General features: G+C 55.0%; 13 protein-coding genes and 2 tRNA genes. 10 read left to right on the top strand and 5 right to left on the bottom strand.

Annotated elements, in window-relative coordinates; translation table 11 throughout:
- Nucleotides 1–347: 347 nt before the first annotated feature.
- The 3 genes from phoH (at nt 348) to KUE00_RS00935 (ending at nt 4,589) form a co-directional block, all read left to right on the top strand.
- Nucleotides 348–1,136: a phosphate starvation-inducible protein PhoH gene (gene phoH / locus KUE00_RS00945; protein ID WP_246757623.1), complete on the top strand. Its 789-nt coding sequence runs from the start codon at nt 348–350 to the stop codon at nt 1,134–1,136.
- A 327-nt stretch (nt 1,137–1,463) separates the two neighbouring features.
- Nucleotides 1,464–2,996: a methyl-accepting chemotaxis protein gene (locus KUE00_RS00940; protein WP_343215865.1), complete on the top strand. Its 1,533-nt coding sequence runs from the start codon at nt 1,464–1,466 to the stop codon at nt 2,994–2,996.
- A gap of 297 nt (nt 2,997–3,293) precedes the next feature.
- On the top strand, nt 3,294–4,589 hold the full coding sequence (locus tag KUE00_RS00935; RefSeq protein ID WP_246757621.1) for a hypothetical protein: 1,296 nt from the start codon (nt 3,294–3,296) through the stop codon (nt 4,587–4,589).
- A gap of 955 nt (nt 4,590–5,544) precedes the next feature.
- Here the strand turns inward: KUE00_RS00935 and KUE00_RS00930 are convergent.
- Nucleotides 5,545–5,632, bottom strand: a tRNA-Ser gene (locus KUE00_RS00930).
- Nucleotides 5,633–5,876: 244 nt separating this feature from the next.
- Between KUE00_RS00930 and phoA the strand changes: the two genes are divergently transcribed.
- Nucleotides 5,877–7,280, top strand: coding sequence for an alkaline phosphatase (gene phoA, locus KUE00_RS00925; protein ID WP_246757620.1), 1,404 nt, complete (start codon nt 5,877–5,879; stop codon nt 7,278–7,280).
- A 738-nt stretch (nt 7,281–8,018) separates the two neighbouring features.
- Here the strand turns inward: phoA and KUE00_RS00920 are convergent.
- Nucleotides 8,019–8,106, bottom strand: a tRNA-Ser gene (locus KUE00_RS00920).
- A 219-nt stretch (nt 8,107–8,325) separates the two neighbouring features.
- Here KUE00_RS00920 and KUE00_RS00915 point away from each other — a divergent pair.
- The 4 genes from KUE00_RS00915 (at nt 8,326) to KUE00_RS00900 (ending at nt 12,175) form a co-directional block, all read left to right on the top strand.
- Nucleotides 8,326–9,789, top strand: a complete 1,464-nt coding sequence (locus KUE00_RS00915; protein ID WP_246757619.1) for a peptide MFS transporter — start codon at nt 8,326–8,328, stop codon at nt 9,787–9,789.
- Between the two features lie 72 nt (nt 9,790–9,861).
- Nucleotides 9,862–10,800: a glyoxylate/hydroxypyruvate reductase GhrA gene (ghrA, locus tag KUE00_RS00910; RefSeq protein ID WP_246757618.1), complete on the top strand. Its 939-nt coding sequence runs from the start codon at nt 9,862–9,864 to the stop codon at nt 10,798–10,800.
- A gap of 40 nt (nt 10,801–10,840) precedes the next feature.
- A complete protein-coding gene (locus KUE00_RS00905) occupies nt 10,841–11,578 on the top strand; it encodes a phosphatase (RefSeq protein ID WP_246757617.1) in 738 nt (245 codons plus the stop codon).
- Nucleotides 11,579–11,611: 33 nt separating this feature from the next.
- The gene (locus tag KUE00_RS00900; protein WP_246757616.1) at nt 11,612–12,175 is read left to right on the top strand and encodes a TorD/DmsD family molecular chaperone; all 564 of its coding nucleotides are present in this window, start codon (nt 11,612–11,614) and stop codon (nt 12,173–12,175) included.
- 64 nt (nt 12,176–12,239) lie between these two features.
- On the opposite strand, the gene KUE00_RS00895 is transcribed toward KUE00_RS00900, so the two are convergent.
- Both KUE00_RS00895 and KUE00_RS00890 read right to left on the bottom strand, forming a co-directional pair.
- Nucleotides 12,240–13,613, bottom strand: coding sequence for a CoA transferase (locus KUE00_RS00895; RefSeq protein ID WP_246757615.1), 1,374 nt, complete (start codon nt 13,611–13,613; stop codon nt 12,240–12,242).
- A 44-nt stretch (nt 13,614–13,657) separates the two neighbouring features.
- Nucleotides 13,658–14,545, bottom strand: a complete 888-nt coding sequence (locus tag KUE00_RS00890) for a DMT family transporter (protein WP_246757614.1) — start codon at nt 14,543–14,545, stop codon at nt 13,658–13,660.
- A 115-nt stretch (nt 14,546–14,660) separates the two neighbouring features.
- Between KUE00_RS00890 and KUE00_RS00885 the strand changes: the two genes are divergently transcribed.
- Together KUE00_RS00885 and exaC are read left to right on the top strand one after the other, a co-directional pair.
- Complete coding sequence (locus tag KUE00_RS00885) at nt 14,661–15,368, top strand: glutamine amidotransferase (protein WP_425523557.1); 708 nt, start codon at nt 14,661–14,663, stop codon at nt 15,366–15,368.
- A gap of 105 nt (nt 15,369–15,473) precedes the next feature.
- Nucleotides 15,474–16,994: an acetaldehyde dehydrogenase ExaC gene (gene exaC, locus KUE00_RS00880; RefSeq protein ID WP_246757612.1), complete on the top strand. Its 1,521-nt coding sequence runs from the start codon at nt 15,474–15,476 to the stop codon at nt 16,992–16,994.
- 503 nt (nt 16,995–17,497) lie between these two features.
- On the opposite strand, the gene KUE00_RS00875 is transcribed toward exaC, so the two are convergent.
- A complete protein-coding gene (locus KUE00_RS00875) occupies nt 17,498–19,675 on the bottom strand; it encodes a putative bifunctional diguanylate cyclase/phosphodiesterase (RefSeq protein WP_246757611.1) in 2,178 nt (725 codons plus the stop codon).
- Nucleotides 19,676–19,685 lie beyond the last annotated feature (10 nt).

Here is a 19,685-nt window from a genome sequence, read left to right as displayed (position 1 = left end):
TTAATGTTGCATTATTGTGGGAATATGTTGAAATTTAATTATCAGGCGTCAGATGTTTCCAGTGTGCAACACGGAGATCGCGAATGGACAAGTCCTTTTACGGACATAAGCGTCAGACAAATATCGCATCCTTACGCGAGGGCCTCATTGCCCCGGTGACTTTCTCCCTCTTTTTTTCACTTCGTGCCGACTCTTTTCAACACCATCCGGTACCCGTATCTTTGTCCCGAGTACCATTCCAAAGGCCAGCTAAGGCTTACAAGGAAGCCGCCAAAACCTCTAAAGCGTTCACGTAATCGCACCGCCTTATCGGGTGTGGGAAATGAAACCAACTGTAAGGTGCCACTATGGGAAGACAGAAAGCAGTGATCAAAGCTCGTCGTGAAGCCAGGCGTGTGCTTCGTAGCGATTCACGCAGTCATCGTCAGCGTGAAGATGAATCGGTCACCTCGCTGGTGCAGATGGGTGGGCTGGATGCAATTGGCATGGCGCGCGACAGCCGCGACCATTCACCGATTGAAGCCCGTAATGAAGCTCAGGCGCACTATCTTAAAGCCATAGAGACGAAGCAACTGATTTTCGCCACAGGCGAAGCAGGCTGCGGTAAAACCTGGATTAGCGCTGCGAAAGCGGCCGAGGCCCTGATAAATAAGGATGTAGAGAGGATCATAGTGACGCGTCCGGTACTGCAGGCGGACGAGGATCTGGGATTTTTGCCCGGCAACATCGCAGAAAAATTCGCTCCATACTTCCGGCCGGTCTATGACGTTCTGGTTAAACGTCTTGGTTCTTCCTTTATGCAGTACTGCCTGCGTCCCGAAATAGGTAAGGTTGAGATTGCACCTTTTGCCTATATGCGCGGACGTACCTTCGAAAATGCCGTGGTGATCCTTGATGAGGCGCAAAACGTCACCGCCGCCCAGATGAAGATGTTTCTGACTCGCCTTGGGGAAAACGTTACCGTTATCGTGAACGGCGATATCACACAGTGCGATTTGCCGTCACACGTTCACTCCGGCCTCAGCGATGCGCTGGCCCGCTTCAAAGAGGACGAGATGATTGGCGTGGTGCGTTTTGGTAAAGAAGATTGCGTACGCTCACAGCTCTGCCAGCATACGCTGATGGCTTATGGTTAACAGTTATAACAATCGATAGCTTTTTATCGTCATCTTAAACAGTTGCTCTGCAAGCCCGAACGGGGAAATCCCGGTTCGGGCTTTATTTTTGCCTGCTTTACGCCTTTTTTCCTGATTTTTTCTTCGTCTGTAACTTTTTTTCCGCTGCCTTTGGCTTAAAAAAATAGTTCAGATTAGTGAATGCGTTAGCTGAAAAATGAGACGGAATTGTGCAGAAGCTTTAAAGCTCGAATAGGTTGTGCCGATAGTAGTGATTGTCAAGATAAGTGCCTGTCGCGCACCTTTCCCCCTTTTGAGAGCGTGAATAAGATGTTTAGAAACCTTTCGGTGAGTACCAAATTCGTTGCTGCTTTTGGCGTTGTCGTAGCGCTGCTTCTGCTGCTCTGCGCAACCTTTTACATTAACTTCTCGCGGATTATCGATTCAAATAACTGGAACGTGCATACCTGGCGCGTGATAGATGAAAGCCGGGGGCTAACGTTAAGCCTGGTTAATATGGAAACGGGACTACGTGGTTACGCCATCAACGGCAAAGAGGAAATGCTGGCACCCTGGACGGAAGGCCAGAAAACGTTTTCCCAGCATGTCCAGCAAGCAAAATCGCTGACTTCAGATAATGAAAAGCAGCAGGATCGGCTAGCCCGGCTGGCCGCGCAGGAGCAGGCCTGGGAAGCGTCTTTTGTGACGCCGCTGATTGAAAGGCGCCGTGCCCTGAATGCCGGCACGCTCTCCGGGGAGGCTTTCCAGGCCGCTTTCCAGGCCAACACAGGCAAAACGCAGATGGACGCTATGCGTCAAATCATCAACGAGCTGGCCGGGGATGAGCAGGGTTTACTGGTTAAACGCCAGGCTACCGTGGATTCCACCGAAGCGCAGACCAGGCTAACCCTGCTGTTTGGCGCGCTGGCTGGACTGATTGTTGCCTCTACGCTTGGCTATCTGCTGGCCCGTTCCATTACCGTGCCTTTGCATCAGGCGGTAAACGCCGCTCGCGCTATTGCAGCCGGCGACTTGTCAACGGTGTTGGTGGCTCGTTCAAAAGATGAAACCGGCGTGCTGATTGAAAATTTTGCCGTTATGCAGACGCAGTTGAAGAAAGTGGTTTCTGAAATCCAGGATGCCGCCGCTTCTATTGACAGCGCAGCGAAAGAGGTGGCCTCTGGAAACACCGATCTCTCCAGCCGTACGGAAGAACAGGCTGCATCGCTTGAAGAAACCTCTGCCAGCATGGAGCAGCTGACCGCAACGGTGCGTCAGAACTCCTCTAACGCGCAGCACGCCAGCGGCCTTGCCTCCGATGCGTCACGCGTGGCGGAGCATGGCGGAGCGGTGGTTGGCAAAGTGGTCTCGACCATGTCTGCCATCTATGACAGTTCCAAAAGCGTGGCCGACATTATCAGCACGATAGAAAGCATCGCTTTCCAGACGAATATCCTGGCGCTTAACGCCGCTGTTGAAGCAGCACGCGCCGGTGAGCAGGGAAGAGGCTTTGCCGTGGTGGCATCCGAAGTCCGTGCGCTGGCGCAGCGCAGCGCGGTGGCGGCTAAAGAGATTAAAGCACTGATTGAAACCTCAAGCCTGCGTATTACGGAAGGCAGCGAGCTGGTGGCTAACGCCGGAAAAACGATGGATGACATTGTTGCTTCTATCGGTAACGTTTCGCAGATTATGGCCGAAATCTTCTCCGCCTCTGGCGAACAGGTAAACGGTATTGAGCACGTAAGTACGGCAGTCAGCCAGATGGATGAAGTAACCCAGCAGAACGCCGCGCTGGTGGAAGAAGCCGCCACCGCAGCAGCTTCGCTGGAAGACCAGGCCGCTCAGCTTATTCGCACTATTGCTATCTTTAAAATAGCCTGAGCCTGAAGGCAGCATCTGCCGATTGAAGTAACACGATATTCGAAACAAAGCATCACAGGCTATAAGTGGTCTGTGCTGGCAGGGATGGCAGGAAGGTGTAAGTTTCCTGAGCCATGATTCTGCTAATCCCCTGAAGCCCGAACCTGAGTTCGGGCTTTTTTTCGCGAAAATTTTGTCAACGGCGGCTGATAAGAGGGGAAGAGTGCGAAAAAAACTGCCCTGAAGCTGCCAGTACAGGAACCAGAGGCGATATCGATTCACTCAGATCCAAACCCTCACTCTCAGGTGGAATCGTTTATGTCAGTCGACAGGCTTAATCCAGCAGGTGGCATTACCCAGCCCCAGCCGTTTGATAACATGTTCAGCACGGATACTAAAAACGCAGAGGCGTTCAATAATCAAAGCGTAGCGAAGCAGTCTGGCGGTGGCGGCATAAATTTCGGCATGGCTCAGCCGGGCAGCAGCAGCCTGAATTTTGGCGATTTGTCGCAGAAAAGTAATGCCGTCCAGAATAGCGGAGACGCGACTAACGCACAGAGTTCCGGCAGCGAGCTTAATCAGCAGACCACGCAGTTGCTGAACGAAGTGCTAAAGATAATTATGCAGATGCTACAGCAGTTCAACGGCGGCAGCGACAGCGATACTAAAGGTTCCGGTTCGCCATCGACTACCAGCGGCAACGGTTCCGGCTCGCCGGCAACCAGCAGCAATACCAATGGTTCCGCTTTGCCGGCAACTGATAGCGATATCAACGCTTCTGGCTCGTTAGCAACCGGCAGCGGTGGCGAAGCCTCTGCCGGGAATACTGACGAAGCGTTGCCTTCTTATCAGGAAGCGACGGCCAGTCCGCCATCTTACCAGGCGGCGACGGCTAACCCGCCTTCTTACCAGGATGCCACCGCTTCTGCTCAGCCGGAAGCCGCAGCAGCAACAGGCGCAGCGGATGCTGATGCAGCGACGGCCGGAAACACGAAAACGGCTGCCACATCGGCGGAAAGCACCGCTTCTGCCTCTTCAGCCAGCGCAACAGCGGCTTCCGATCAGGTTACAGGCAGCGGGCCACGCTCTTTTGATATTACTAACGCCGAGGATCACGATATAACCCTTGGCATGTTTGATAAGGATAATAAGCAGGTGGCCTCCATGACGCTGAAGCCGGGCGAGAAGGGCACCATGAATTATCAAAACGACTTCACGGGCGTGATTAAGCAGGCTGATGCGGATGGGAAGTTTCAGGACAGTGCCAGTCGCCTGGAATTTTATAACGGCTTCATTAATACCAGCGATATCGACGGGCGAAACGCGGCTATCAGCGCTACCGACCATAACGGATTTAATATCGGTGATAACAAAAGCATTGCTGACGGCGCGCCAGACAATATCGTTTCAACCGACTCAGCCGGAGACAAGACTATTGCAGGCTGGTATGACGGTTCAACCGATACCATGAAAGCTGGCGGAGAATATATGGAAAATCAGCTGGGAACCGGTGACACCTATATTCATCCAAACGACGACCAGCTCGGCCAGGGGAATAACCCTATGCGCCATACCGATGCGACTAAGGTCGATGTGACCTTCAGTAAGGCATAAAGCTGCCTGTCGAACCCGGTCAAGGCTTCTCACCCTTCCTTGTGGGGAACATGCATAAAAAAAGCCTGAACGTGAGTTCAGGCTCAGACTGTTAACAAACTTACTCAGCTCGTGCTTTCCGGCATTTTAACAGCAACACCGTAGCTTTCTGGCAGCGGAGGCCAACCGGATAAGCGGACCGTTTTGGCGCATGGACGCGCCAAACGAGCCTCCATGGATGGATTCACGGCGTGTCCGTGTTCCGGTTGACCTCTGCTGCTGTTCTCCGGGCTGAACGCGACCTGACGTTTAAGAGTCTGTTAACGCCCTCAGTCCCAACTGACTAAAGTCAGTTGTCGAACCCGGTCAAGGCTTCTCACCCTTCCTCGTGGGGAATATGCATAAAAAAGCCTGAACGTGAGTTCAGGCTCTTCTTTAAATATGGCGGTGAGGAAGGGATAGACTCGCTTTGCTCGCCCCGCGGGCAGTTCGTTCGCGAGCGCCCGAACTGTCCAACTGACTAAAGTCAGTTGTCGAACCCGGTCAAGGCTTCTCACCCTTCCTCGTGGGGAACATGCATAAAAAAAGCCTGAACGTGAGTTCAGGCTCTTCTTTAAATATGGCGGTGAGGAAGGGATAGACTCGCTTTGCTCGCCCTGCGGGCAGTTCGTTCGCGAGCGCCCGAACTGTCCAACTGACTAAAGTCAGTTGTCGAACCCGGTCAAGGCTTCTCACCCTTCCTCGTGGGGAACATGCATAAAAAAAGCCTGAACGTGAGTTCAGGCTCTTCTTTAAATATGGCGGTGAGGAAGGGATAGACTCGCTTTGCTCGCCCTGCGGGCAGTTCGTTCGCGAGCGCCCGAACTGTCCAACTGACTAAAGTCAGTTGTCGAACCCGGTCAAGGCTTCTCACCCTTCCTCGTGGGGAACATGCATAAAAAAAGCCTGAACGTGAGTTCAGGCTCTTCTTTAAATATGGCGGTGAGGAAGGGATTCGAACCCTTGATACGTTGCCGTATACACACTTTCCAGGCGTGCTCCTTCAGCCACTCGGACACCTCACCAAATTTTTATCCATCACCCTCTCGGGCGACGGGGCGCTACTATAGGGAGTCCGGCGTTAAGGGTCAAGAAGATTTTTTCCTTTTTATTCTGGCAGGTTAAGCGGTGAACAGCATGCGCTGCCTTTCTGCTGGCGCAGCCGAAGCCTGTCACCCTTATGACACTTTCCTGACACAAAATCGTCATGGTTGTATCGCAGACTAAGCTCCTGAAATTTTTAGCAACGTTTGCTCATGGAGTTATGCAATGAAGAAAAGCCTGTTTACTTTTTCCTGTGCCGCCACGCTGTTATCAACCGCGCTTTGCGTGCAGGCCGCAGATTATAATCGCGCCGCGCAGGGCGATATCACACAGCCTGGCGGCGCTCGCCGGTTGCAGGAAGATCAGACAGAAGCGCTAAAAGCTTCGCTAAACAGCAACAAAGCAAAAAATGTCATCCTGCTGATTGGCGACGGCATGGGCGATTCCGAAATCACTGCCGCGCGTAACTATGCTGAGGGCGCGGGCGGTTTTTTTAAAGGGATCGACGCGCTGCCGTTGACCGGTCAGTACACGCATTATTCGCTGGATAAAAAGACGCATAAGCCGGATTACGTCACCGATTCTGCGGCATCGGCCACCGCATGGAGCACCGGTGTAAAATCCTATAACGGCGCGATTGGCGTGGACGTAAACGGCAAAGATCACCAGACGATCATGGAGATTGCAAAGGCCGCAGGAAAAGCGACCGGCAACGTCTCTACCGCAGAACTGGAAGATGCTACGCCAGCAGCGCAGATTGCGCACGTGACCTCCCGTAAGTGTTACGGCCCGGAAAAAACCAGCGAAACCTGCGCGGGCAACGCGCTGGAAAAAGGCGGCAAAGGATCCATTGCCGAGCAGCTGTTAAACGCCCGCGTTGACGTAACCCTGGGCGGCGGTGGCAAAACCTTTGCTGAAACGGCGAAAGCAGGCGAATGGCAGGGCAAACCGCTAAACGAACAGGCTAAAATTCGCGGTTATCAGCTGGTAAGTAATCTTGAAGGGATGAATGCGCTAACGGAGGCTTCACAGGATAAGCCGGTACTTGGTTTGTTTGCCGACGGTAATATGCCGGTGCGCTGGAAAGGGCCAAAAGCGACCTATCACGGTAACCTTGAGGGCAAACCGGTCAGCTGCGAAGTTAACGGCGAGCGTCAGGCTTCTACGCCAACGCTGGCCCAGATGACCGATAAAGCTATCCAGCTATTAAGCAAAAACCAGAACGGTTTCTTTTTGCAGGTGGAAGGCGCGTCGATTGATAAACAGGATCACGTAGCGAATCCATGCGGCCAGATTGGCGAAACGGTCGATCTGGATGAAGCCGTCCAGAAAGCGCTGGCGTTTGCGCATAAAGATGGCAATACCCTGGTCATCGTTACCGCCGACCATGCGCACTCCAGCCAGATTATCGCCAACGACAGCAAAGCGCCTGGCCTGACGCAAACGTTGCAAACGAAAGAGGGCGGGCTGATGACTATCAGCTACGGCAACTCGGAAGAGGAATCGCAGGGACACACCGGCACGCAGCTGCGTATTGCGGCTTATGGCCCGCATGCAGCGAACGTCGTGGGATTAACGGATCAGACGGATCTGTTTTATACCATGAAGGCGGCGATGGAAATTAAATAAGCGGAAGGAAAAAAGCCTGAACGCGAGTTCAGGCTCAGACTGTTAACAAACTTACTCAGCTCGTGCTTTCCGGCATTTTAACAGCAACACCGTAGCTTTCTGGCAGCGGAGGCCAACCGGATAAGCGGACCGTTTTGGCGCATGGACGCGCCAAACGAGCCTCCATGGATGGATTCACGGCGTGTCCGTGTTCCGGTTGACCTCTGCTGCTGTTCACCGGGCTGAACGCGACCTGACGTTTAAGAGTCTGTTAACGCTCTCAGTCTGAACGTGAATTCGGGCTATCTTTGAAATATGACGGTGAGGAAGGGATAGACTTGCTTTACTCACCCTTCCTCGTGGGGAATATGCATAAAAAAAGCCTGAACGTGAGTTCAGGCTCAGACTGTTAACAAACTTACTCAGCTCGTGCTTTCCGGCATTTTTACAGCAACACAGTGCTTTCTGGCAGCGGAGGCCAACCGGATAAGCGGACCGTTTTGGCGCATGGACGCGCCAAACGAGCCTCCATGGATGGATTCACGGCGTGTCCGTGTTCCGGTTGACCTCTGCAGCTGTTCGCCGGGCTGAACGCGACCTGACGTTTAAGAGTCTGTTAACGCCCTCAGTCTGAACGTGAATCTGGGCTATCTTTGAAATATGACGGTGAGGATGGGATAGACTTGCTTTACTCACCCTTCCTCGTGGGGAACATGCATAAAAAAAGCCTGAACGTGAGTTCAGGCTCTTCTTTAAATATGGCGGTGAGGAAGGGATTCGAACCCTTGATACGTTGCCGTATACACACTTTCCAGGCGTGCTCCTTCAGCCACTCGGACACCTCACCATATTGTTGTTGCAACCTCGTTGCTAACGGCCGCTAATGTAGGGAAAAGCACTGCGCCGGTCAACTCTCTTTCTGCATTTTTCCGTTCGTTCACTCACTTTTACAGCGGTTTGCTGCTTAAAACGTCAAAAAAGCGTTTAACTTATTGGTAACAACACATTCTGCGGCGCAATGTGCATAATGATCTGCTTCATCAGCCAGTAAATCGTGAGGCCAGTAGTGAATCAGATTGACAGCAGAAGCGCTGAACCGGACGGAACCCGCGCGCTCTTTTTTATCCAGATTTTTTCCACGCTCGGCTTTGCCGTGCTTTATTCCTCGCTGGTGCTTTACGCCACTAAAAAACTGGGCTTCAGCGAAACGCAGGCCAACACCATGATGGGCGTCTTTGGCGCATTTAACTATGGCCTGCACCTGTTTGGCGGCTACCTCGGCGGACGCTTCCTCAGCAACCGCAATCTGTTTGTGCTGGGAATGGTCCTACAGGTGATCGGCTGCTGGGTGCTCTCCGGACAGCAGGCGGAAGGGCTTTACTGGGGGCTGGCGATGTTCCTGACCGGCAGCGGGCTGAACGTTACCTGCATCAACATGATGCTGACGCAGCGTTTCGCGCCGGAAGACAGCCGCCGCGAAAGCGCCTTTCTCTGGAACTACGCCGGAATGAACCTGGGCTTTTTTATCGGTTTTACCGGCGCGGGCTACTTCCAGCTTCAGGAACATTATCAGGTACTGTTCCTGTTTGCGACGCTGGGAAATGCTGTCGCTATCGTGGTTTCTCTTCTGCGCTGGAAAACGCTGGCCGATCTTGATACGCCGCTGCTCCACGTTAGCGGTAGCCAGCTGCGGCTGCGCATGCTGGCGGGGCTCATTATTCTGGCCGTGCTGGTGCCGGTTTTACGCATCTTGCTGACGCATGCCGGCTTTACCGGCACTTTTGTGCTGGCACTCGGTGCGGTAATTTTTCTGCTTCTGGCCGTGCTTACCTTGCGCCATCGCCCGCGCGAAGAGCAGCGCAAAATGACTGCTTATCTGCTCCTGGCCCTCAGTTCGCTGATCTTCTGGACGCTGTATCAGCTGGCACCGATGGGGCTGATGCTGTTTACCGAACACAACATCATGCTGGACGTCTGGGGTATCCGTATTGCGCCGCAGTGGGTACAGAATATCAACACGCTGGTTATTGTGTTTGGCGGGCCGCTGCTGGCTATTGGATTCCGCAACCTGCGCGAACGCGGCTGGCGCGTTGATATTCCTTTGCAGTTTGCCGCTTCGCTGTTCTGCATCGGACTGGGCATGCTGGTCCTGCCGATTGGCATTATGCTGGCGGGCCAGGACGGCATGGTGGCGTTTAAATGGATCGTTATCAGCTACGTCCTGCAAAGCATTGCGGAACTGCTGATTTCGCCCGTCGGTTACGCGATGATCGGTAGGCTGGCTCCGCAGCGCTATCAGGGCATTATGATGGGCTGCTGGATGATGGTTACGGGCGTGGCGTCGGTACTTTCCGGCTATGTCTCCGGATTGATGCCGCAAAACAGCGGCAGTACGCCTGCGCTGACTAATCCGGGCTACAGCCATATCTTTACGCTGCTGGGCTGGGGCAGCGCGGCGACCGGGGTGATGCTGCTGGTACTGATGCCGCTGCTGCGCAGGCTGATTCAATCGTCCGCCTCTCGCCTTTAAGCAACAACCGGAATTTTTACTTGCCACGGCTGCTGTTTTACCCGAGCCTGAAGAAAAAACAGGAGAACCTGCATGGATATCATCTTTTACCATCCTTCTTTTAATACGGAAAAATGGATTGCCGGTTTACAGCAGCGTCTGCCGCAGGCGCGCATACGTAAGTGGACAGCGGGCGATACGGCGCATGCGGATTACGCGCTGGTACGCCAGCCGCCGGTGGAAATGCTACAGGGACGTGCGCTGAAAGGCGTCTTCGCGCTGGGCGCGGGCGTGGATGATATTCTTAACCAGCTGCGCGAGCATCCACACATGCTGGCCGAGGGCGTGCCGCTGTTTCGTCTGGAAGACACCGGCATGGGCCGCCAGATGCAGGAGTACGCGGTATGGCACGTTCTGGGCTGGTTTCGCCGCTTTAACGAATATCAGCAGCAGAAAAATGAGGCGGTATGGCAACCGCTGCGCAATCATTCCCGCGATGACTTTACTATCGGTATTCTGGGCGCGGGCGTGCTTGGCAGCAGCGTGGCGGAAAGCCTGCGCTTCTGGGGATTTCCGGTGCGCTGCTGGAGCCGTTCGCCAAAAGACTTGCCGGGCGTGACCAGCTTTCATGGCGAAGCGCAGCTGGATGACTTTCTGGCAGGCAGCAAGGTGCTGATCAACCTGTTGCCAAATACGCCGCAGACCGTCGGTATTCTTAACCGTAAACTACTCGGCAAGCTCAAGCCACAGGCTTACCTGATTAACCTGGCGCGCGGCGCGCATCTGGTGGAGGACGATCTGCTGGCGGCCATTGAGGCGGGCGAAATCAAAGCGGCGGCGCTGGATGTATTTGTGCAGGAGCCGCTGGCGCTGCAGCATCCTTTCTGGGCGCACCCTGCTATTGCCATCACGCCGCATAATGCCGCTGTAACTTTACCGGAAGAAGCTATGGACTATATCGCCGACGCGATCCGACTGCGCGAAACTGGCGCAATGCCGTCTGGCCTCGTCGATGTGGTAAGAGGCTATTAATTCAGCGGGCAGTGGATTGCCCGTTAGCAAGGAGAAAACTATGTATCCTGTCGATCTTCACATGCATACCGTTGCCAGCACGCACGCCTACAGCACGCTGCGGGACTACGTTCAGCAGGCGCAAACCTGCGGCGTCAAACTGCTGGCGATTACCGATCACGGGCCTGATATGGCAGATGCGCCGCACTACTGGCACTTTGTGAATATGCGTATCTGGCCACGCGTAGTGGAAGGCGTAGGCATCCTGCGCGGTATTGAAGCCAATATCAAAAACGTCGCGGGTGAGATTGACTGTACCGGGCCGATGATGGAGGTCATGGATATCGTGGTCGCAGGCTTTCATGAGCCGGTTTTCGCGCCGCGCGACAAGGCGACCAATACGCAGGCGATGATCTCCGCGATGGCCAGCGGCAACGTGCATATCATCAGCCATCCGGGCAATCCGAAATATCCGGTGGATATTCCCGCTATCGCCGAAGCCGCCGCAAAGTACGAGGTCGCGCTGGAGCTGAATAACTCCTCTTTTACCCACTCACGGAAAGGCAGCGAGCCAAACTGCCGGGCGATTGCGGCAGCGGTGCGTGACGCGGGCGGCTGGATAGCCTGCGGTTCCGATTCCCATACGGCATTTACGCTGGGAAACTTTGAACACTGTCTACGAATTATGAAGGAAGTGGATTTTCCGCAGGAACGCGTATTAAATGTTACGCCGCGCCGCCTGCTCGATTTCCTGCAGCGCAGAACCGGCAGCGCCATTGCGGAATTTGCCGAACTGTGACGTTGTCACGCCTGATATTATGGACCTACTGTTATGAATGAATTTTCGATCATCTGCCGTATCCTTGGCTCGCTCTACAATCGCCAGCCGCAGGATCCGCTGCTGGTGCCGCTTTTTACTCTGCTGCGTGAAGGTAAGCTGCAGCAGCAGTGGCCGCTGGAGCAGGATGAGTTGCTAACCCGCTTACAGCAGAACAGCGATCCGCAGGCGCTGGCGGCTGACTATAACGCTCTGTTTGTCGGCAGTGACTGCAAAGTACCGCAGGAAGGTTCCCGGTGGGAAAACGGCCCACAGGAGAGCGCGGTTCGCGCCTTTTTGCAAAGCCGTGGTATGCCTTTGAGCGAAGCTCCGGCCGACCGTTTTGGCTCGCTGCTGCTGGCAGCGTCGTGGCTGGAAGATCAGTCGCAGGAAGATGAAGTTCAGGCTCAGATCGCGCTGTTCGATGACTTTTTGCTGCCCTGGTGCGGCCAGTTTTTGGGCAAGGTAGAAGCCTGGGCCGACACGCCGTTCTACCGCACGCTGGCCGCGCTAAGCCGTGAAGCGATTCAGGCGATGCGTGATGAACTGGCGGAAGAAGGCGAGGAAGGCGAGGGCTAAGCGCTCTCCTCAACCGGCTTTCTGTCTTGAATTAACGCGTACAAAGGCGAAAACGGGCAGCCAATTACGTCTGCCATGCTGCCGTATCTGAACCGAGCGGCGAAGCGGAGCGCGACCAGACCAGCGGCGTGCCCGGTAGCCAAATCGGCGGATTAAGGCGCTTGCCAATGCCCCAGCGCGTTATTTCCGTCGCGGCATTTTCATCATACAGCCCCGCTGGCCCCAGACCGTCGGGCTGCACTGTGTCGGGATAAGGATGGTCTGTCAGCACGCAGGCTGTTCTGGCTAACGATAACCTTGCCGTAAAACCTGTGTTATTACGCAGCCGCAAACGCATTCCCTCCAGCGCGGCTGCTGCCATCAGGTAGCCGGTAGCGTGATCCAGCGCCTGCACCGGCAGCGGAGCCGGGGCATCGCTCAACTTCCACTGGCGTCCGGTATCGGCTATACCGCAACCCATCTGCACCAGGCTGTCGAAACCGCGCCGGTTACGCCACGGCCCCGTCCAGCCCCACGCGTTCAGGCTGATATCAATCAGTCCGGGCGAAAGTTTTTGCAGACTCTCGCCGTCATAGCCCAGCGCGGGCAGTGCATCAGCACGATAGCCGTGTACGATAATGTCTGCCTGGCCCAGCAGCTGTTCAAACAGTTTCCGCCCTTCGGCAGATTTCAGATCCAGCCGCGCGCAGCGCTTACCCAGCGTGATTTCCTCTTCCAGTGCGGGTTCCTGCCAGCCCGGCGGATCCAGACGCAAAACCTCCGCACCCAGCCCGGCCAGAAAGCGTGTAGCGACAGGGCCAGCGATAATCCTCGTCAGATCCAGGATCTTCACGTTATGCAGCGGGCGCAGGACGTGCAGCCGCCAGGCAGGCGGCGCGGCTTCCGGTTGCAGCGTTTGCGCAATCAGGGCTTCTCTCTGTAGGCTCTGGCCCTGCGGATGTTGTTGCCAGGCAGCAACGCTGCGCATTTCAGCCGCGCAGCCGCCAGCCTCGATTACCGCCTGCTCCAGCGAGGTTTTTTGCCAGCGTCGGACGGCGTCGGCAAGCTCTTTACGGTCAGAATGAATGCCAAGCACTTTTTCCATTGCGGCCCGATGAGGGGGCGCATTAGTATGCAGGCGGATCCAGCCGTCGTCGGTAGCATAGTCGCCAGCGAAGGCATCCCACTGCGCAGGCGCAGAACGGTTGATGGGATGAAAGCTGTGCTGAAACCAGCGCGAGGCCAGGCGCATATTAACCTGGAGCCGGGAGGGATTGTTCACCAGCGCGGCTGCCGCCTGCATTGCCAGTGCAAAGCTGGTGGCCGCCAGTTCGGTAACAGGATAAGCGGAACTCAGGCGTTCAGTGCCGTTAAAGCGCACGTCTGGAACGGGCGTTGCGCTGTTGCGCAGGGCCTGCCAGAGCTGTTGCCATAAAAGCGTAGTCAACCGTTTTGCCATGGTTTTCTCCTTTTTTTAACCATAGCAATGAAGCCTGGCTGGCGCTACCGCATGCGTTTCAGCCTGGGCAGCCGCGCATGCATACGCAGATTACGTAAATTAATGACCGCAATCGCGGTGCCCAGCACCACCAGCAGCGAACCGCAGATTTTAAACACGTTCATGCTGTCGCCCTGAAACAGCACGCCCATAATCACTGAAAGCACCGGGGTCAGCAGTGACCAGGGCATAATCAGGTTGACGTTATAGGTACGCAGCAGCCCATACCAGATGGAATAGGCAACCACAGAAGAGCAGACGGCGCTATAAATAATCGCCAGCCAGCCTCGCCAGGAGGCATGAACCAGGCTGGTCAGCTGGCCGCTTTCCATCACCAGCGAAGAAAAGCCGACAATGGGGATCGCCAGCAAAGAGAGCCAGCCCGTCATAGCCAGCGGCTTGATACCGGAAGATTTCTTCACAATTAAATTACTGATTGCCCATCCGGCCGCGCTGCACAACAGCAGGCAAAGCACCCACCAGGAGGGAATGGTGGGGCTTCCGGCTAACACCACAACGCCGGTTAAGGAAACAGCGATGCCCAGCATCTGCACCAGCGACAGTTTTTCCTGCAGAAAAACCATGGCCAGGACCATCGCGAAAGGCGTCCCAAGCTGTACCACAATCGCGCCGGTCCCGGCATCGGTATACTTCAGCCCAAGAAACAGCAGGGAAAAGTGCATAAAGCCGAAGGTAAAAGCCAGCGGCAGCAGATAGCGTAACTGCTCGCGCGTGACGCGGGTAAAAGGCACCAGGATCAGCGCTACCACCACAAAACGCATTAGCGTCAGAAAAAGCGGCGGGATCTCGCCCAGCCCCCATTTCACCACGATATTGTTAAAGGCCCACAGGGTGACGACCAAAAAAACCAGCAAAAAATGACGTAATGCCACAACGTAATCCTTTAGTGTGTTTAATCATTCGCTTATCATGGCACGAATCGCGCTTATTTTAAGCGCATCGCCCGCTTTTTTGTTTCCCCGGTTAAACCGCTATCGTTCAGCAAGGATATTTCTGACTATGAGCTTACCTGTAGCAATTATTCAGTTCGAAACGCCGCCTGAAAACGTAATGGCACGCGTGGGCGAGCAGCACCAATGGTTTGTGGCAGCGACAGGCTTAGGGCCTGACGATTATCTGGTGGTTCGTCCCGATTTGGGTGAAGCGTTGCCGAATCCCGCTTCGCTTTCGGCTGCCATTCTTTCTGGCTCTTGGGCGATGGTAACGGATCATGCGGAATGGAGCGAACGTTCAGCGGCATGGATCCGTAGCGCAATGGATCACCAGCTGCCGCTGCTTGGCGTTTGCTATGGTCACCAGCTGATGGCTTACGCATTGGGCGGCGTAGTTGATGACAACCCGCGCGGTTGGGAAGGTGGGCTGCAACAGGTTACCAGGCATGCCGACTGCGCTGGCGATCCGCTGCTGACGATATTGCCCGCGCAGTTTTCCGCCTGGCTTTCCCACCGTCAGTCCGTGCTGCAACCGCCAGAGGGCGCGCGGGTTATCGCTTCTTCAGCGCTCGATGACTGCCAGATTGTGCGCTACAGCCCGCAGGCGCTTTCAGTGCAGTTTCATCCCGAATTCACCCTGGAAATTATGACCGCCTGTCTGCAGGCGAGCGAGCAAGGTGATGTCCCCGTCTGGCCTCTGCGGCTGCTTCAGGCGTTTTGCCAGCAATATCATTCTGCCGACAAACGCGCGGCGTCGCTTTAATATCGTGCCGGTCACACTTTCTGTCGCGCCAGGCTGTCAAACTAAATCGTTCTGTTAATGTTAACTTAAAGTTGTTCAATTGTTAATTATCACGGAGGGACGATTATGCGCTACGCATATCCAGGCAGCAGCGACTCTTTAATAGAGCTGAAATCGCACTACGGCAACTTTATTAACGGCGAGTTTGTTGCGCCGCTTAACGGCAATTATTTCACTAACAGCTCGCCGGTTGACGGCTCGGTTATCGGCGAATTTCCTCGTTCAGGGAAAGAAGATATTGAAAAAGCGATCGACGCCGCGCATGCCGCGGCCGAAGCGTGGGGGAAAACCTCTGTCCAGTCGCGGTCGCTGGCGCTGCTGAAGATCGCCGACCGGCTGGAAGAGAATCTGGAATATCTGGCGGTAAACGAAACCTGGGATAACGGCAAACCGGTGCGCGAAACCCTGGCGGCCGATTTACCGCTGGCGGTCGATCATTTCCGCTATTTCGCGGGCTGTTTGCGGGCGCAGGAAGGCACGGCGGCAGAAATCGACGAGTTTACTGCCGCCTATCATTTTCACGAACCTCTGGGCGTGGTCGGCCAGATTATTCCGTGGAATTTTCCTCTGTTAATGGCGGCCTGGAAGCTGGCTCCGGCGCTGGGCGCGGGTAACTGCGTGGTGTTGAAACCCGCCGAGCAGACCCCGCTGTCGATAACTCTGTTTGTCGAACTGATTGCCGATTTACTGCCGAAAGGCGTACTCAACGTGGTGCACGGCTATGGCCGCGAGGCGGGAGAGGCGCTGGCGGGTAACACACGTATCGCCAAAATCGCGTTCACCGGGTCGACAGCAACGGGCGGCCATATTCTGGAGCTGGCGGCAAAAAACCTGATCCCTTCTACCGTAGAGCTTGGCGGCAAATCACCAAATATCTTCTTTGAAGATATTATGCAGGCCGAGCCTTCATTTATAGAAAAGGCGGCAGAAGGCGTGGTGCTGGGCTTTTTAAACCAGGGCGAGGTCTGTACCTGTCCGTCACGTGCGCTGGTGCAGGAATCTATTTATGTCCCGTTTATGGCAGCGGTGATGGAGAGAATAAAAACCATCAAGCGCGGCGATCCGCTCGATACCGATACCATGATTGGCGCGCAGGCTTCACAGCAGCAGTTTGATAAAATCCTCTCTTATCTTGATATTGCGCGCCAGGAAGGGGCAGAAGTGCTGACCGGCGGCAATATTGAAAAGCTGGAAGGCTCGCTGGCGAACGGTTATTACATTCAGCCGACGCTGTTGAAAGGTAATAACAGCATGCGCGTTTTCCAGGAGGAAATTTTTGGGCCGGTAGTCGGCATTACTACCTTCAAGGACGAAGCGGAAGCCATCGCCATCGCTAACGACTCTATTTACGGGCTGGGCGCAGGCGTCTGGACACGTGATATCAACCGCGCCTATCGGGTAGGCAGAGCCATCAAGGCAGGGCGCGTCTGGACTAACTGCTACCATCTCTATCCGGCACACGCCGCGTTTGGCGGCTATAAGAAATCAGGGATTGGCCGCGAAACCCATAAAATGATGCTCGATCACTATCAGCAAACCAAAAATCTGCTGGTGAGTTACAGCACGGAACCGCTGGGCTTTTTCTGACCTTAGCTAACGAAGGTGTCGCCAAAATGGTTCGCCGTTTTGTACCGACGGGCAGCACCTGAGTTTAAAGTGCGGGGGAAAGGAGACAACGAGCAGAGAGTGGCGCGACATGGACGTCGCGCCCCGAGCTGACAGGGATGCCGTTTTTGCATCTTTACGACCGTACCCTGTTCGCCTCGCCTGTACCGCTTCCTTAAGCTATTCCCTGTTCGCCTCGCCTGTACCGCTTCCTTAAGCTATTCCCTGTTCGCCATGCCTGTACCGCTTCCTTAAGCTATTCCCTGTTCGCCTCGCCTGTACTGCTTCCTCAAGCTATTCCCTGTTCGCTACGCCTGTACCGCTTCCTCAAGCTATTCCCTGTTCGCTACGCCTGTATCGGTTCTTTAAGCTATTTCGCTATTTCGCTATTTCGCTATTTCACTATGCTTTGCGCCAGTTTCCGCAAGTTCGGCGTTGCCGAACGTCTGATATCACATATCGTTAACGTGACGTTGTCACTTGTATCAACTTGCTTTACGTGGGGTTAACAGCGCTTTGATCTCTTCTTCCGCCACGGCGTGGGAAAACAAAAATCCCTGTAGCTGATTGCATCCCGCCTCGGCCAGCGCCTGCATCTGGCTGCTGGTTTCCACGCCTTCCGCCGTCACGGTTAACCCCATAGCCTGGCCCAGCCTGACCACCGATTCGATAATCGCCGTGGAATTTTCCGTCACGCCCAGCGACTGGGTAAAAGAGCGGTCGATCTTGATTTTATCCACCGAGAAATGGCGCAGGTAGTTAAGGCTGGAGTAGCCGGTGCCGAAATCATCCAGCGCGATACGGAAACCTGCCTGGCGCAGCTCGCTCATGATCTCCTGCGCGCCTTTCTCATCTTCTATCAGGACGCCCTCGGTAATTTCCAGCTCAATACGCGAAGGCTGCGTTTTCTCCTGCTTAACGATGGCCTTGACGCGTTCGACAAAACCCGCCGAACGAAACTGTAAAGGCGAAACGTTAATCGCCATAGATAAATCCGGCCAGGCAAGCGACACGCGGCACGCCTCGCGCAATACCCACTCGCCAAGCTGAATAATCAGCCCCATCTCCTCCGCCAGCGGAATGAAGTCGCCGGGAGAAATCAGGCCGTGAACCGGATGATTCCAGCGGATCAGCGCTTCCAGCCCCACTACTTTTTGGCCGGCAATATCCATCAGCGGCTGGTAATAAACCGCCAGATCGCGCTTGCTCTGTAGCGCAATACGCAGGTCGCCTGCTATCTGCTGGCGCTTTTTAACCGATTCATCCATTGATTCGTCAAAAATGCGATGCTGTCCGCGCCCCTGGCTTTTGGCTTCGTACAGCGCGATATCCGCCTTGCGCATTAGCTCCAGCCTGTCGCTGGCGTTTTGTGGAGCCGTGGCCACCCCAATACTGACGCCGATCCAGGTCTGGCTGCCTAATAAAGTAAAAGGGCGAGCCAGCGACGCGATGATACGTTCGCAAAGTTGCTCAATGACGTGCAGGGAGGTTATGCCTTCCAGAATCACCACAAACTCGTCGCCGCCCAGTCGCCCAACCGTATCGTTTTCCCGCACCAGTTCGCTGAGCCGGTGGCCTACATCGATGATCAGTTCGTCCCCGGCATGGTGCCCATAGGTATCATTCACCAGCTTGAAGCGATCCAGATCCAGCAGCAGTAACGCTATTTGTCCTTCGCTGCGCATTAGCCTGCCTAACGCCTGCGTCAGCCGTTCTTCGACCAGCGCGCGGTTAGGCAAACCGGTCAATACATCGTGAAAGGCCAGATGCTGAGCCTGTGCCTCGCTGGCGCTAAGCTGTAGCAGCGACTGCGATAGCCGCGACGAGGAAAGCCATAAACGGCGGATCATTAACACGCAAATCAGCGTGATAATCAGCACCATCACCAGGCCAACAGGGCCGATGACCTGAAACATCTGCGAACCGGGCGTAGAGGGCCGCCAGCTGATATACCCCAGCGGCTCGCCTGCGACATTGGTCAGCAGATAGTTAGCACCTTTGTGCAGCGGATTGCCGTCGGCATAATGCAGGTCGCGCAGCAGGCTGCGCTGGGCGAGGGAGTCAAGATAGCTGCTGTCCAGATACTTAACGCTGACCAGGCGGAACCGGCCGTTTTGCCCGTAGCCGTTGTCTATTGCGCTAATGGCCAGCGCGGCGGGGCGTTTGTCGATCAGGGTGAAGTCTACCGTTTCGGCATGGCGGCTACCGATGGCAAAGGGGATTTTCAGCTTATTCAGCAGGGACGTGACCGGCGGGCGCAAATGCTCAAATCGCGCTACCGGCACGTTTTCGCCCCATTCCCAGCGGTAGACCGGCTGATTATGCTCATCAAGAATATAGATAAGCTGATGGCCAAACATCTCCGTCAGCCAGGCACCGACGTTTTGATTCAGCCAGAGGATATCCAGCGGCGCACGCTCCAGTCGGCTGCCAAGCGGCTGCCATAGCGCGAGGCTACGGTTCTGCTTGATCATTTCTGCCAGGCTTTGCGAAAGCGAGGTCTGAATAATGCGCTGCTGCTGTCCGGCGGCGTCGCGATTGGTTTTGGCCGTCGCCCACCAGACGGTAAACGTGGCAGCGGTAAACGTAATCAGTAACACCAGCACTAACGGGATAAGCACTTCACGAATAAAATGGCTGCGAAAACTGTCTGATATTTTCATCTTTTTATCA

Origin of the sequence: Erwinia phyllosphaerae, assembly GCF_019132875.1 — a bacterium.
Lineage (GTDB): Bacteria > Pseudomonadota > Gammaproteobacteria > Enterobacterales > Enterobacteriaceae > Erwinia > Erwinia phyllosphaerae.
This window is presented reverse-complemented; position numbering and strand designations above follow the sequence as displayed.